Origin of the sequence: Kribbella voronezhensis, assembly GCF_004365175.1 — a bacterium.
Lineage (GTDB): Bacteria > Actinomycetota > Actinomycetes > Propionibacteriales > Kribbellaceae > Kribbella > Kribbella voronezhensis.
Window position 1 is genome coordinate 5,745,521 of sequence record NZ_SOCE01000001.1, and the last position, 14,056, is coordinate 5,759,576.

General features: G+C 68.5%; 12 protein-coding genes. 7 read left to right on the forward strand and 5 right to left on the reverse strand.

Going from position 1 to position 14,056, the window contains the following annotated elements; translation table 11 throughout:
• Positions 1-132: 132 nt before the first annotated feature.
• The 4 genes from EV138_RS26855 to EV138_RS26870 all read left to right on the forward strand — a co-directional run bounded on the left by EV138_RS26855 (position 133) and on the right by EV138_RS26870 (position 3,333).
• Positions 133-1,323 (forward strand): NAD(P)-dependent malic enzyme, encoded by a 1,191-nt coding sequence (locus EV138_RS26855; RefSeq protein WP_133981515.1) that lies wholly within the window; start codon positions 133-135, stop codon positions 1,321-1,323.
• 75 nt (positions 1,324-1,398) lie between these two features.
• On the forward strand, positions 1,399-2,367 hold the full coding sequence (locus tag EV138_RS26860; RefSeq protein WP_133981516.1) for a zinc-binding dehydrogenase: 969 nt from the start codon (positions 1,399-1,401) through the stop codon (positions 2,365-2,367).
• 12 nt (positions 2,368-2,379) lie between these two features.
• Complete coding sequence (locus EV138_RS26865) at positions 2,380-2,889, forward strand: GNAT family N-acetyltransferase (protein WP_133981517.1); 510 nt, start codon at positions 2,380-2,382, stop codon at positions 2,887-2,889.
• A 144-nt stretch (positions 2,890-3,033) separates the two neighbouring features.
• Positions 3,034-3,333: a WhiB family transcriptional regulator gene (locus EV138_RS26870; protein ID WP_112243679.1), complete on the forward strand. Its 300-nt coding sequence runs from the start codon at positions 3,034-3,036 to the stop codon at positions 3,331-3,333.
• On the opposite strand, the gene EV138_RS26875 is transcribed toward EV138_RS26870, so the two are convergent.
• The gene (locus tag EV138_RS26875) at positions 3,330-4,562 is read right to left on the reverse strand and encodes a calcium:cation antiporter family protein (protein WP_133981518.1); all 1,233 of its coding nucleotides are present in this window, start codon (positions 4,560-4,562) and stop codon (positions 3,330-3,332) included. The two genes, EV138_RS26870 and EV138_RS26875, sit on opposite strands and share 4 nt — an antisense overlap.
• 114 nt (positions 4,563-4,676) lie before the next feature.
• On the opposite strand from EV138_RS26875, the gene EV138_RS26880 reads away from it, so the two are divergent.
• Complete coding sequence (locus EV138_RS26880; RefSeq protein ID WP_133981519.1) at positions 4,677-5,048, forward strand: ArsR/SmtB family transcription factor; 372 nt, start codon at positions 4,677-4,679, stop codon at positions 5,046-5,048.
• Positions 5,049-5,570: 522 nt separating this feature from the next.
• On the opposite strand, the gene EV138_RS26885 is transcribed toward EV138_RS26880, so the two are convergent.
• The 4 genes from EV138_RS26885 to EV138_RS26895 form a co-directional block, all read right to left on the reverse strand.
• Positions 5,571-6,293, reverse strand: a complete 723-nt coding sequence (locus tag EV138_RS26885; protein WP_133981520.1) for an AAA family ATPase — start codon at positions 6,291-6,293, stop codon at positions 5,571-5,573.
• A 173-nt stretch (positions 6,294-6,466) separates the two neighbouring features.
• Positions 6,467-6,643 (reverse strand): DUF6104 family protein, encoded by a 177-nt coding sequence (locus EV138_RS37400; protein WP_166678691.1) that lies wholly within the window; start codon positions 6,641-6,643, stop codon positions 6,467-6,469.
• A 1-nt stretch (position 6,644) separates the two neighbouring features.
• Positions 6,645-10,505: a multifunctional oxoglutarate decarboxylase/oxoglutarate dehydrogenase thiamine pyrophosphate-binding subunit/dihydrolipoyllysine-residue succinyltransferase subunit gene (locus EV138_RS26890; protein WP_202866834.1), complete on the reverse strand. Its 3,861-nt coding sequence runs from the start codon at positions 10,503-10,505 to the stop codon at positions 6,645-6,647.
• Positions 10,506-10,918: 413 nt separating this feature from the next.
• Positions 10,919-11,332 carry a DUF3052 domain-containing protein gene (locus EV138_RS26895; RefSeq protein ID WP_133981522.1) on the reverse strand — a complete coding sequence of 138 codons (414 nt, stop codon included), beginning with the start codon at positions 11,330-11,332 and terminating at the stop codon, positions 10,919-10,921.
• A 225-nt stretch (positions 11,333-11,557) separates the two neighbouring features.
• Here EV138_RS26895 and EV138_RS26900 point away from each other — a divergent pair, with 225 nt between their 5' ends.
• Together EV138_RS26900 and EV138_RS26905 are read left to right on the forward strand one after the other, a co-directional pair.
• Complete coding sequence (locus EV138_RS26900) at positions 11,558-12,229, forward strand: FadR/GntR family transcriptional regulator (protein WP_133981523.1); 672 nt, start codon at positions 11,558-11,560, stop codon at positions 12,227-12,229.
• 158 nt (positions 12,230-12,387) lie between these two features.
• Positions 12,388-13,971: an ABC-F family ATP-binding cassette domain-containing protein gene (locus EV138_RS26905; RefSeq protein ID WP_166678692.1), complete on the forward strand. Its 1,584-nt coding sequence runs from the start codon at positions 12,388-12,390 to the stop codon at positions 13,969-13,971.
• Positions 13,972-14,056: the final 85 nt, after the last annotated feature.

A 14,056-nucleotide genomic window follows, 5' to 3' on the forward strand; every position in this document is an offset into this window, starting at 1 on the left:
ACCAGTGAGCCATGTGGTTCAATTTGAGGGAACGGGTGACCCCCGAGTGGCAATGGCGGTGCTCGACGCACCCGAGTCTCACCGCCCAGGCCGTTTTCGCTTTCTGTAGACAATCTGTTCCGAAGGGTCACCATGGTTGCCGAACCATTTCCGTCCGATTCCGCCGATACCTACGCCGGGGACCCGGTCTTCGACCTGCACCGCGGCGGCAAGATCGAGGTGACGTCCTCGGTCAAGGTCGCCGACGCCGACGATCTCTCGAAGGCCTACACGCCCGGCGTCGCCCGGGTCTGTACCGCGATCGCCGAGGACCCGTCGCTGGTCCGCCGGTACACCTGGAAGTCGAACGTGGTCGCGGTGGTCACCGACGGCACCGCAGTACTGGGCCTCGGTGACATCGGGCCGGACGCGTCGCTGCCGGTGATGGAGGGCAAAGCCCTGCTGTTCAAGGAGTTCGGTGGCGTCGACTCCGTGCCGATCGCGCTGGACTGCACCGACGTGGACGAGTTCGTCGAGACCGTCGTACGGATGGCGCCGTCGTTCGGTGGCATCAACCTGGAGGACATCTCGGCACCGCGCTGCTTCGAGATCGAGCGCCGGCTGAAGGAACGGCTGGACATCCCGGTCTTCCACGACGACCAGCACGGTACGGCGGTCGTCGTACTGGCCGCTCTTCGCAATGCGCTGCGGTTGACCGGCAAGTCGATCTCCGACATCCGCGTGGTGATCTCCGGCGCGGGTGCTGCCGGTGTCGCCTGTGCGCGGATCCTGTTGCAGGCCGGCGTCAGCGATCTGGCCGTGGTCGACAGCAAGGGCGTGCTGTCGCAGGATCGCGCGGACCTCAACCCGGTCAAGCTTTCGCTCGCCAAGGACACGGGTGTGCCGTCGGGTCGCCTGGTGGACGCCCTGGACGGCGCCGATGTCTTCCTCGGCGTCTCCGGCGGCACGGTTCCGGAGGAGGCGATCGCCCGGATGGCGCCCGGAGCGATGATCTTCGCCCTGGCGAACCCGAACCCGGAGGTCCACCCGGACATCGCCCACCGGTACGCCGCGGTGGTCGCGACCGGACGCTCCGACTTCCCCAACCAGATCAACAACGTGCTCGCGTTCCCCGGCATCTTCCGCGGCGCCTTCGACGTCAACGCCTCCCGCATCACCGAAGGCATGAAACTCGCCGCCGCCGACGCCCTCGCGAACCTGATCTCCCCCGAGGACCTCGCAGCCGACTACATCATCCCTTCCCCCTTCGACCCCCGAGTCGCCCCCGCGGTAGCCAAAGCAGTAGCCGCAGCCGCCGACACCGACAACGTCTCCCGCCCCTGAGTCAGCCCCACCCCGCACCTCCGGGCGGTGATGTCTGTTACTGACCGGTTGTGCTTCGGGATCTAGGGTGAGTTCATGCTTGCTGCTTATGCCGCCAGGTTCGATGCCGACGATCCGGTCTCCGCGCTGGAGGTGGGGGAGCGGCCCGCGCCGGAGGCTCCCGACGGGTGGGTGACGGTCGATGTGAAGGCGTCGGCGTTGAACCATCACGACCTGTGGTCGTTGAAGGGCGTCGGCCTCACCGAGAAGAACCTGCCGATGATTCTCGGCTGCGACGCCGCCGGGACCGACCCGGACGGCAACGAGGTCGTCGTGCACGCCGTCATCTCGGACCCCTCGTGGCAGGGTGACGAGACGCTCGACCCGAAGCGGTCGCTGCTGAGCGAGCGGTACCAGGGGACGCTGGCCGAGCAAGTCGTCGTACCGGCGCGCAACGTCGTACCGAAGCCGGCCGGGTTGAGTTTCGAGCAGGCGGCTTGTCTGCCGACGGCGTGGCTCACGGCGTACCGGATGCTCTTCACCCAGTCGAACCTGAAGCCGGGCGACACCGTCCTCGTGCAAGGGGCCGGCGGTGGCGTCGCGAGCTCGCTGATCACGTTGGCGCGCGCGGCCGGCATTCGGGTCTGGGCGACCAGCCGGGACGAGGGCAAGCGGGCGAAGGCGCTGGAGATCGGGGCGCACGACGTGTTCGAGTCCGGCGCGCGGTTGCCGGAGCGGGTCGACGCGGTGATGGAGACCGTCGGGCAGGCCACCTGGTCGCATTCGCTGAAGTCGCTGAAGCAGGGCGGCACGGTGGTCATCTCGGGTGCGACCAGCGGGCAGGCGCCGAAGTCGGCCGAGCTGAACCGGATCTTCTTCCTGCAGTTGCGGGTGCAGGGTTCGACGATGGGCACCCGGACCGAACTGAGCGAGCTCGTCCAGTTCATGGCGAACGCGGGGATCGAGCCGCACATCGACAGCACCTTCGCGCTGGCCGACGCCCGCAAGGGCTTCGCGAAGATGAACGAGGGCGACGTCTTCGGCAAGATCGTCTTCACGGTCTGATCGAGTCGTCCGATGGAGCCGGTGATCCGCCAGGCGACGGCGGCCGATGCCGAGGCCGCCGCGTGGTGCCATCTGCTGTGCTGGCGTGAGGCGTACGCCGGTCTGGTGGAACCCGCGCTGCTGCTGGAGCGCACGAGCGACCTCGTACGGCGTACGGAACGCTGGACCCGCCACCTCGACGGCGGCCTGGTCCGCTGGATCGCGCTGAACCCCGACCCGGACGCGGCACTGGAGGATCGGGTGATCGGGTTCTCCTCGCCCGGTCCGGCCCGGGACGAGGATGCGCCGACGCCACTGGAACTGCACGCGATCTACGCCCGGCAGAAGTGGTGGGGCAGCGGGCTCGGAGCCCGGCTGCTGGAAGTTGCCATTGGCAAGGAGGCGGCCAGCCTGTGGGTGTTCGAGGGCAATCAGCGAGCGGTGCGGTTCTACGCCCGGCACGGATTCGTCGCGGACGGCGCGCGCTCGGACGACCCGTTCTTCGGGCTCACCGAGATCCGGATGGTCCGCCCGGCGCAGTGATTTGTGACGCCCGCGGCGTACGACGTTTCATGGCTGAAACATTGCCGTCGCCGTGAGGCAACGAGGCTGGCGCACGCTTGGTGTCACCGCGGGAAACCCCCGCGGGTTCGATCCGCCCGATCGATGATGCGAGCAGGAGTGCCCATGAGGCCGACCTTGACGGTGATCGCCGACCCCGCCGACCGCTGGATGATGAAGGCTGCGTGCGTCGGCCAGGCGCCGGCGTACGACGAGAGCGCCAGCCAGTGGGAGCAGCGCAAGGCCCAGGCCGTCTGCCTCACCTCGTGCCCGGTACTGGACGAGTGCCGCGAGTGGGCGCGGCGGACCAAGTTCACCGGCACCGCCGCGGGCGAGAAGTTCCTGTACGGGCGTCGCCGCGGCCGCCCCGGTCCCGCCGAGCGCCGCCGTACGCCGGTCGTCGCAGAGGAGCAGCAGGCGAGCTAGACGCCGACCAGCTCGTCGGTGCGTTCCTCCGCGGGCTTGCTGGTACGCCGGAAGGGGGCAGTGATGGTCGGGACCAGTTGGTGCCGGTTCCTGACCATCACGACGACCGTCAGCGCCAGGTAGACGCCGCTGATGACGTAGCGACCGGTCTGACCCGGTACTGCGAACTGCACGGCGAACAGGCCCAGTAGCGTCCAGGCAGCCCACCGGGGGAAGCGCAGCGTCAGCAGGATCGCTATGCCGAGCAGGGTTTGCGTAGCGGTCAGGAGGAACTCCTCCACCTGCCGGCCGTCCAGTGCGAGTGCAGCACCTCCACCGCCGATGCCGTACGCGATCGGGAGGCTGCCGATGAGCAGCGTCCACTGGTTCACCTTGGCTGAGATCAGCAGACCGAGTGCGGCGCCGCCCTTGCCACGCCAGGCGAACAGCAGCGCGACGATGAACTCGGGAGCTTCCGAAGCCAGCGGAGCCAGCCACTGCACCAGTAGGAACTGATCGATCCCGAGAGCCTGACCGCCCTCGACCAGCGAGTTGGCGAAGGGCTCTGCCGACACCAGGATCACCGCGGCCGCCAGCAGGAACATCGCGATCACAGTGACCCGGCGCTGCGTGGTCGGCAGGCTTCCGATGCGCTTCGCCGGGCCCACGAGCTCCGGCTCCTCGTCGTGGCCGGACGAGGCGGCGCGGTAGAGGTAGTACGCGAAGAAGGCGAGCAGTGCGATACCCAGGACCAGGTGGATCTGGCCGGTGACCGGGATGATGAACGCGACCACGCCGGCCACGGCGAGGAAACCGAGCTCGCGGCGGTAGCCGGAGTCGAGCACGAGTGCCTGCACAGAACGCCCGCTTCGGCGACTGGCGACGTACAGACTGACCAGCACGACGCTGGACCAGCCGAGGCCGAGCAGGAGCCGGTTGGACCCGGTCATGTTGGCCGCGGCGTACTGCACGAACTCCGGCTTGCTGCCGGCGGTATGGGCGAAGTACAGGTCGACCGCGTACTCAGGGAGCACGGCGATCACGGCCAGCAGGGCGATGGCCAGGCCGCCGGAGATGTCGACCTCGGCAGCCTCCGCCGCCCAGGCCAGCACGAACGACGCCGCGACGACACCGAGGCCGAACACCACGATCGCCAGCGGGGCCCACGGATGCACGCCGGTGACCCGGAGTGCGACCGCGGGAACCGCTGCGATCAGGAGGAAGAGCACGGGGCGGATGGCGCGGAACATACTTCTAGCCTGCCACCGTTTTAACACTTTCGCAATTGCGAAAGTATGAGACCGTCCTCACCACCGGCCTGCCGTACTGCGAACGGCCTCCGCGGGGGCGACAATGACTCCGCCATGACCACCACCCCGCCCGAGCCGGCTCCGTCCGAACCCACCAGGGCCCAGCTCGAATCCGCCGCCGGGACCTTCGCAATGCTGTCCGCCCCAGTGCGGCTGCACCTGGTGTCGCTGGCAGCCCAAGGCGAGTACGACGTGGGCACGCTCGCCGAACGAGCCGGAGTGAGCATCGCCACCGCCAGCCAGCACCTCGGCAAACTCCGCCTGGCCGGCATCATCACCGCCCGGCGCGACGGCCGCCGCCACATCTACACCGTCGACGACCCCCACGTGCTGAACCTCGTCGACCAGATCTTCGAACACATCGCCCCCGACGGCACCCTCGCCCCCGACCCGCCGCTTAGACGCCGTCCGCCTCATACGGACTGAGGTCGTCTGACCCACGCCGCCGCCTGCGGGCGCTCCTGCGTCGCGTCCTTCGGCGTCTGGCTCCCGCCCACCCGGGTCGCGGGCTCCTGCGTCGCCTGCTCGGTGCGTGCGTGGTGCGGCTTGCGTGCGGGGTGCAGGTTGCTGGTGGTGGAAGTCCTGGGGTTCCAGCTGTTGGAGCCGCGCACCTGATCGGTCCGTCGTGCTGGCCGGCGTCTTGGCAGCAGAGTTGGTCGGTGCTACCAAGCAGGGTCAGGGAGGTGGCGCCGGTCTGTCCGAGTGGCTCGATCATTGCTGGCTCATGGAATTGTGAAGATCAAACTGAACGCGGATTTGTCGGCCTGTCCGATCCGTCGGACATGTGTACGGCCTTCGATCTCTCGGCGCCTCGGTAGTCAGCAACCCCAGCCCGGCGCCAATCTGAGCGCGCGACGGAGGAGCGCGCGACCCGGGGGTGGGTGGGAGCCAGACGCCGGAGGACGCGACGCAGGAGCGCCCGTAGGCGGCGGCGTGGGTTCGCCTCACCTACAGGATGTGGCGGAGGTAGCGTTCGGGGGCTTCGAGGTAGGCCTGCCAGTTCTGGACGATCTCCAGGTCGCGCCAGGATTTTTCGCGGATCCCCCAGTCGCCGATTTCCAGGATGGTGGCTCCTGGCAACGAGCAGACGATGGGGGAGTGGGTGGCGCAGATGACTTGGGCGCCGCCGGTGGCGAGTTCGTTCAGTACGCCGACCAGGGCGAGGCTGGAGGAGAAGGACAGCGCCGACTCCGGTTCGTCCAGGCAGTAGAGGCCGGGGCTGTCGAAGCGGCTGCGGAGTACTTCGAGGAAGCCTTCGCCGTGGCTCAGTTCGTGGAAGCGCGGATCCTCGCGGTACGGGCTCGGGTTCTGCTCGAGGTACGTGTAGTAGCCGTGCATGGTTTCGGCGCGGAGGAAGAATCCCCAGTGTGGGGCACCGGCGCCGCGGGTCAGGACGAGGTCGCGCGGCAACGGCGACTCAGAAGCCCGGGTGGTCAGGCGGGCGCCGGTGGAGCCGCCCTCGGGTGACATGCCGAAGGCGATCGCGATGGCTTCGACGAGAGTGCATTTGCCGGCGCCGTTCTCGCCGATGAGGAACGTGACGCCCGGCGGTAGGTTAAGGCCCGTGGTCAGGATCTGACGGACCGCGGGGATGCTGTGGGGCCAAGACCCGGAGACGATCGTGCCCTCCGCCGCGGCAACCCGGCGTACGGGGTGAGCGGCGAAGGGCATCCAGTCAGGCTAGGTCAGAAGAGGCTCAGCCTGCGCACCACGTGGCGCCCGCGCGAAACCCAACCAGGCACCAGTTGAGCGCGCGACGCGGGGTGGGCGGGAGCCAGGCGCCGGAGGACGCGACGCAGGTGCGCCCGTAGGCGGCGGGGTGGGATCGACCGCCGCCGTACGAGCTAGTCGTCCTCGTCGTCCAGGCGGGCGAGCCAAGTGGCGAAGCGTTCTATGGGGGTTTCGAATTCGGGGTTCAGGTCGACGAACTCGCGCAGGCGTTCGGCGAGCCAGGCCAGCGTGACGTCTTCCTCGCCACGCCGGCCTTCGAGTTCCTCGATTCCTCGGTCGGTGAAGTACACGTCAGGCGAACGCCTGCTTCATCAGGGTCGCCGCCTCGGTGACGTGGACGCTGTGCGAGCCGACCGAGGTGGCGGACATGGCCGGCCGGGAGACCCGGTAGAACGGCTTGCCGCCGAGGTGCTCGGTCAGGTTCAGCGCCATGAACGGCCACGGGCCCTGGTTGGCGGGCTCGTCCTGGACCCAGCGGATCTCCTGCAGGTTCGGGTACTTCGCCAGCTCGGCCTTGATCTCCTCGGCCGGCAGTGGGTAGAGCTGCTCGACCCGGACGAGCGCGGTGACGATCTTGTCCGCCTCCGCCTTCTTCCGCTCGGCCTGGAGGTCGTAGAAGATCCGGCCGGACGTGAGGATCACGCGCTCGACAGCGGCCGCGTTCTGCTCGGCCTCCTGGTCGCCCAGGACCGGCTTGAAGGTGCCGCTGGTGAGCTCCTCCGGCTGCGACACCGCTGCCTTCAGCCGGAGCAGCTGCTTCGGCGTGAAGACGATCAGCGGGTTGTGCTCCTCCTGCAGCGTGTGCCGCCGCAGCAGGTGGAAGTACGACGCCGGCGTGGACGGCTGCGCCACGGTCATCGCGTTCTCCGCGCACAGCGCCATGAACCGCTCGATCCGCGCGGACGAGTGGTCCGGCCCCTGGCCTTCGTACCCGTGCGGCAGCAGCAGTACGACGCCCGACTTCTGGCCCCACTTCGCTTCACCGGCCGAGATGTACTCGTCGATGATCGACTGGGCGCCGTTGACGAAGTCACCGAACTGCGCCTCCCACAACACGAGCGCGTCCGGCCGCGCCACGGAGTACCCGTACTCGAAGCCGAGTGCGGCGTACTCGCTCAGCAGCGAGTCGTAGACGTAGAAGTTCGCCTGGTTCTCGTCGAGGTTCTGCAGCGGGACGTAGTCCTGCCCGTTGACCCGGTCGATGATCGCGGCGAACCGCTGCACGAAGGTGCCCCGGCGGCTGTCCTGGCCCGCGAGCCGGACCGGACGCCCGGCCAGCAGCAGCGAGCCGAAGGCGGTGATCTCCGCGCTGGCCCAGTCCACCGGCCCCTGGGTGATCGCGGCGGCCCGGCGTTGCAGCTGCGGCATCACCTTCGGGTGAGCGGTGAAGCCCTCCGGCAGGGTCGTGTACGCGTCGGCGATCTTCTTCAGTACTTCGGGCGTGGTGGCCGTCGCGTCCGGGCCCTCCGGCTTGTCCGGGTAGACCGGGACCGTCACGTACGGCGCCGGCGTGTCCGGCTGGCTCTTCGCCTCGCGCACCTCGGTGAACACCCGCTCCAGCCGCTGCTGGAAGTCGCGCATCGCCTGCTCGGCCTCTTCGACCGTGATGTCGCCACGGCCGATCAGGGCCTCGGTGTAGAGCTTGCGGACGGACCGCTTCTGCTCGATCAGGTCGTACATCAGCGGCTGCGTGAACGACGGGTCGTCGCCCTCGTTGTGACCGCGGCGGCGGTAGCAGACCAGGTCGATCACGACGTCCTTGTTGAACGCCTGGCGGTACTCGAAGGCGAGGTCCGCGACCCGGATGCAGGCCTCGGGGTCGTCGCCGTTCACGTGGAAGATCGGCGCCTGCACCATCCGGGCGACGTCGGTGCAGTACATCGACGAGCGCGACGAGGCCGGGGAGGTGGTGAAGCCGACCTGGTTGTTGACGATCACGTGGATCGTGCCGCCGGTGCGGTAGCCGCGCAGCTGGGACAGGTTCAGCGTCTCGGCGACCACACCCTGGCCGGCGAAGGCAGCGTCACCGTGCACGAGCAGCGGCAGCACCGGGAACGCGGCACCCTGGTCGAGGATGTCCTGCTTGGCCCGGACGATGCCCTCGAGCACCGGGTCGACGGTCTCCAGGTGGGACGGGTTCGCCGCCACCGACACCTTGATCTTGTCGCCGAACTCGGAGACGAACTCGCCCTCGGCGCCCAGGTGGTACTTCACGTCACCGGAACCCTGGACCGTGCGCGGGTCGATGTTGCCGTCGAACTCGCGGAAGATCTGGCTGTACGACTTGCCGACGATGTTCGCCAGCACGTTCAGGCGGCCGCGGTGGGCCATGCCGATCGTGACCTCGTCCAGTCCGGCGCCGGCGGCCTCTTCGCAGAGCTCGTCGAGCAGCGGGATGGTGGTCTCGCCGCCCTCGAGCGAGAACCGCTTCTGGCCGACGTACTTGGTCTGCAGGAAGGTCTCGAACGCCTCGGCCTCGTTCAGCTTGGCCAGGATCCGCAACTGCTCCTCGCGCGGCGGCTTGGTGTGCGGCCGCTCGATCCGCTCCTGCAGCCACTTGCGCTGCTCGGGGTCCTGGATGTGCATGTACTCGATGCCGACGGTCCGGCAGTACGAGTCGCGCAGGATGCCGAGGATGTCGCGCAGCTTCATGAACCGGCGGTCGCTCTGCGCCCCGAAGGAGCCGGTGGCGAACTCGCGGTCGAGGTCCCACAGGGTCAGGCCGTGGGTGGCGACGTCCAGGTCGGGGTGACTGCGCTGCTTGTACTCCAGCGGGTCGGTGTCGGCCATGATGTGGCCGCGCACCCGGTAGGCGTGGATCAGCTCGAGGATGCGGGCCTGCTTGCTGATGTCCTCCTCGTGGCTGTGCGGGAGGTCGGCGGCCCAGCGGATCGGCTCGTACGGGATCCGCAGGCTCTGGAAGATCTCGTCGTAGAAACCCTCCTCGCCGAGCAGCAGCTTGTGCAGCCGGCGCAGGAACTCACCGGACTGGGCGCCCTGGATGATGCGGTGGTCGTACGTCGAGGTCAGCGTCATCACCTTGCTGACCGCGAGCTTGGCCATCGTCTCCTCGGCCGCGCCCTGGTACGCCGACGGGTAGTCCATCGCGCCGACGCCGATGATGCAGCCCTGGCCGGCCATCAGCCGCGGTACCGAGTGCTGGGTGCCGATCGTGCCGGGGTTGGTCAGGCTGATCGTGGTGCCCTGGAAGTCGGGCAGCGCGAGCTTGTTGTCCCGGGCCCGCCGGACGATGTCCTCGTAGGCCATCCAGAACTCGGCGAACGTCATCGACTCGGCGGCCTTGATCGACGGCACCAGCAGCTGCCGGGTGCCGTCGGGCTTCTGCATGTCGATCGCGAGGCCGAGATTGATGTGCTGCGGCTGGACCAGGGTCGGCTTGCCGTCGGTCTCGTCGTACGACGCGTTCATCTCCGGCAGCGTCTTGAGCGCCTTCACCAGAGCCCAGCCGACCAGGTGGGTGAACGAGATCTTGCCACCGCGGGCGCGCCGCAGGTGGTTGTTGATGACGATCCGGTTGTCGATCAGCAGCTTGACCGGGACCTCCCGCACGCTGGTCGCGGTGGGGACATGGAGGCTGGCCTCCATGTTCTGCGCCGTCCGCGCGGGCGCGCCGCGCAGGATCTTCCGCTCCGAGTCCGCGCTGGTCTCGGGGGCGGGCTTGGGCTGGGCGCTGGGCGGCTGGTTCACCGTGCCTCCGGTCGGAGCGCCGCTCGCGGCAGGCGCGGCTTTGGCTGTCGATGCTGCTGGCTGTGCTGCGGACGCCGGTGCCGGGCTCGGTGCCGCCGGTGTGGCGGCGGCCGGGGCCGGGGCGGCGGGGGCGGGAGCGGCAGCGGCTGCCTGGGCGGCCGGCTGGCTGGAGGACGGCGCGGCAGCGGCGGTTCCCCGGCTGGGCGCCTCCGGCGTCTTGTTGTCTGACACGGCGTCGGGACGGGGAGCGTCGGCCGGGCCGGTCTTCACCGGCTTCGCGTCACCCGTGCTGTCCCCCTTGAAGCTGTCGCTCTCGAAGTACGCCGACCAGGCCTGGTCCACCGACTTCGGATCCTGGAGGTACTTCTCGTACATCTCGTCGACCAGCCATTCGTTCGCTCCGAAGGCTGCAAGGGGGTTCGTTTCTGATGGCTCGGTGGCCACTTGGCAGTTCGCCTCTTCCGATCGGGTCAGATACCGCTGTTATGACTACGGGTGTTATGGGGTTGGTTCCCGAGCCAAGGCTAATAGCTGCCGCAACTGTTGCGCAGCCCGGGATCACCGGACCAGTCGATCAAGTGGTTGGCGCGCCAGGACTTGATCGATCGACCGCTGGAACACCTTCTGTCGTGGTGTTTCAGGCCGGCCCCGATCGGATCGGCCGCGGGTGCCCGGATCGGGTCCGGTGTGGACTGCCGGAGCCGTTGCAGCACTGGAGTTCCGGCGCTGTCGGCAACTACTCGGAAGGCTCCGGCTGAGCGTACTTGGCCACTGTATGCACACGAACTCTCGCGGACTGTCAGCTACCGAAGGGCTCCGAGGTGTGGTCAACGTCACTCACTGGATCAGTCCAGTTCTCACCGATTGGCCAGGCGCCGGACCAGCTTCAGCCCTGACCAGGTGGCATCGATCGCACACACCTTCACGTCCACCACGCCCAGCGGCAGCGCCAGCTCGCGGACCCCGTTCTCGTCCAGATCCGTCGGTACGCCGGACGCCCGCTTCGGCCAGGCGACCCAGATCATCCCGGCGGTCGTCGTCCTCGGCAACAGCACCGGCAACCGCTTGGCCAGCCGGGCCCGATCCGGGCAGAACGCCAGGATCAGGTCGTACTGCGCCGGCGCGCGCCCGAGCCGCTCGAGCGGGACGACCTCGCTGGGCAGCCCTTCGATCACGAACCCGGCCGGCGCGTTGTCCAGCGCAACGGCGTACCCGGGTTTGATCCCGAGCTTCGCGGCGAGCGGCTTCCCGGAGTACCCAACGGTCGTCATGCCCCAAGTGTCGCCCCGGCCGCCCGCCTGCCCCTGCTTCCGCCGATCGACGCGGCGCCACACCACCCTCGCTCTTCCTTCCTTTGCTCCACCGATCCACGCGGCGGCATGCCGCCGCCCTCGCTCTTCCTTCCTTTGCTTCACCGATGCGCGCGGCGGCATGCCGCCTCCCTCGCTTTCCTTTCTTTTGCGTTTTCCTGAGGCGTGCGGCGGCATACTGTGCGGATGGCGTTGACGGACGAGGCGATCGTCAAGATCAAAGAGATGATCACCTCGGGGGAGTTGGGGCCGGGCGACCGGCTGCCGAAAGAGGCGGACCTGGCGGCCCGGCTCGGGCTGTCCCGCAACTCGCTGCGGGAAGCGGTGAAGGCGCTGACGCTGGTCAACGTGCTCGACGTACGGCACGGCGACGGCACCTTCGTCACCAGTCTCGACTCCGCCCACCTGCTCGACGCGCTCAGCTTCATGGTCGACCTGCACCGCGACGACTCGGTCCTGCAGTTCTTCGAGGTACGCCGCCTGCTGGAACCCGGCGTCGCCGCGCTCGCGGCCACCCGGATCAGCAAGGAGCAACTCGAGGACCTCCGGAACCTGACCGACGGCCTCACGCCGTCGTCCGGGGTCGACGAACTCGTCACCAACGACCTGAAGTTCCACCGGTTGATCGCCGAGGCGACCGGCAACGCGGTCGTCTGCTCGCTCCTGGACGGCATCTCCGGCGCCACCCAGCGGGCCCGGATCTGGCGCGGCGTCACCCAGGCCGGCGCCGTCGAGCGCACCCTGGCCGAGCACACCGCCATCCTCGACGCGATCGAACTCGGCGACGCCGACGCCGCCCGCGCCTGGATGACCGCCCACATCGCCGGCATCGAAACCTGGCTCCGCAAGGCACCCTGAATATCAGGTTGAACGCCCGCAGGTGGTGCCTCTAACCTTGAACTCGTCACATTGCCCACGACAGGGGTGCGGGTTGTCGAACTGAGATCTCTCTTCAGCAGCGGTTGATCGCCACCGATCGGTGCGCGGTCTCGTTCGAGATCTCGGAGTACAACCTGATGTCTTCCTATTCCCTGACGTGTACTGACCTCTTCTTCGCTTGGCCGGACGGCGACGTGCTGTTCGACGGCCTGAGCTTCGTCGCCGGACCCGTCCGGTCGGGGCTGGTCGGCCGCAACGGCGCCGGCAAGTCCACCCTGCTCCGGCTGATCGCCGGGCGGCTGAATCCGCAGCGCGGTTCGATCCGGGTCAGCGGCGAACTCGGCTACCTGCCGCAAGATTTGACCCTGGACGTCCGGCTGACCGTCGACCAGGCCCTCGGCATCGCCGGGATCCGGCAGGCGATCACCGCGATCGAGGCGGGCGACGCGTCCGAGCAGAACTTCGCGATCGTCGGCGACGGCTGGGACGTGGAGGAGCGCGCGCTCGCGTTGCTCGGCAAGCTCGGGCTCGGCTCGATCGGCCTCGACCGCAACGTCGGCGAACTGTCCGGCGGCGAGACCATCCTGCTCGGGCTGGCCGGCGAGTTGCTCAAGCGACCCGACGTACTGCTCCTCGACGAGCCGACGAACAACCTGGACCTGCGCGCCCGCAGGCACCTGTACGACGCGGTCGACACCTTCCGCGGTGCGTTGCTCGTGGTGAGCCACGACCGGGAGTTGCTGGACCGGGTGGACCAGATCGGTGACCTGCGCAGGGGTGATCTGACCTGGTACGGCGGCAACCTCACGGCGTACGAGGAAGCCGTCGCGGTCGAGCAGGAGGCGGCCGAACGGATGGTCCGGAGCGCGGAGGCCGACCTGCGCAAGCAGAAGCGCGAGTTGATCGAGGCGCGGATGAAGATGGACCGGCGTCGTGCGGCCGGACAGCGGGCGTTCGAAGCCGGTGGCATCCCGAAGATCGTCGCCGGTGGGTTGAAGCGATCCGCTCAGGTGTCGGCGGGCAAGCATCTCGGCATGCACACCGACCGGCTCGACGCCGCGCAGGACGCACTGAACGAAGCGGAGGAGAAGGTCCACGACGACGACAAGATCCGCGTCGACCTGCCGAAGACGTCTGTCCCGGCCGGGCGGATCGTGCTGGAGCTGGACGACTACGTACTACGGACGGGGCTCCAGGCCTCGCTGGAGATCCGTGGGCCGGAGCGGATCGCGCTGGTCGGGCCGAACGGCGCCGGCAAGAGCACGCTGCTGCACGCGATCGTTGCCGACGGCAAGCCTTTGGTTCCTTATCGTCTGTTGCCGCAACGCCTCGATCTCCTGCAGGACGAGCTCTCCGTGGTGGAGAACCTGGCTCTGCTGGCCCCGACCGTGGAGAACCAGGAACGTCGCTCTCGGCTGGCCCGCTTCCTCTTCCGTGGCAGGGCCGCCGACCAGCCGGTCAGCACCCTGTCCGGCGGCGAACGCTTCCGCGCAACGCTCGCCGCACTGCTGCTCGCAGAGCCGCCACCGCAGCTCCTGATGCTCGACGAACCCACCAACAACCTCGACCTGGCCAGCGTCGCCCAGCTCACCGACGCCCTGGCCTCATACCAAGGCGCCCTCGTGGTCGCCAGCCACGACGTTCCCTTCCTCCGCAGTATCGGCATCACCCGCTGGATCGAACTCGACCGCAACACCCTGACCGACATCGACCCCCTCTGACCCGTACGGCGCTCGTGCGGGATCACTCCCCGTTGGTGGGTGCCCCATTGCCAGAGCAGTGGGGCAAGCCACGAACGGGGAGTCA

What these genes read in the sequence shown, in the direction of transcription:
- EV138_RS26865 (WP_133981517.1), top strand. Translation starts at nt 2,380, where the DNA reads ATGGAGCCGGTGATCCGCCAGGCGACGGCGGCCGATGCCGAGGCCGCC.
- EV138_RS26895 (WP_133981522.1), bottom strand. Translation starts at nt 11,332, where the DNA reads ATGACGACCGTTGGGTACTCCGGGAAGCCGCTCGCCGCGAAGCTCGGG.
- EV138_RS26905 (WP_166678692.1), top strand. Translation starts at nt 12,388, where the DNA reads ATGTCTTCCTATTCCCTGACGTGTACTGACCTCTTCTTCGCTTGGCCG.
- EV138_RS26900 (WP_133981523.1), top strand. Translation starts at nt 11,558, where the DNA reads ATGGCGTTGACGGACGAGGCGATCGTCAAGATCAAAGAGATGATCACC.
- EV138_RS26855 (WP_133981515.1), top strand. Translation starts at nt 133, where the DNA reads ATGGTTGCCGAACCATTTCCGTCCGATTCCGCCGATACCTACGCCGGG.
- EV138_RS26875 (WP_133981518.1), bottom strand. Translation starts at nt 4,562, where the DNA reads ATGTTCCGCGCCATCCGCCCCGTGCTCTTCCTCCTGATCGCAGCGGTT.
- EV138_RS26860 (WP_133981516.1), top strand. Translation starts at nt 1,399, where the DNA reads ATGCTTGCTGCTTATGCCGCCAGGTTCGATGCCGACGATCCGGTCTCC.
- EV138_RS26885 (WP_133981520.1), bottom strand. Translation starts at nt 6,293, where the DNA reads ATGCCCTTCGCCGCTCACCCCGTACGCCGGGTTGCCGCGGCGGAGGGC.
- EV138_RS26880 (WP_133981519.1), top strand. Translation starts at nt 4,677, where the DNA reads ATGACCACCACCCCGCCCGAGCCGGCTCCGTCCGAACCCACCAGGGCC.
- EV138_RS26870 (WP_112243679.1), top strand. Translation starts at nt 3,034, where the DNA reads ATGAGGCCGACCTTGACGGTGATCGCCGACCCCGCCGACCGCTGGATG.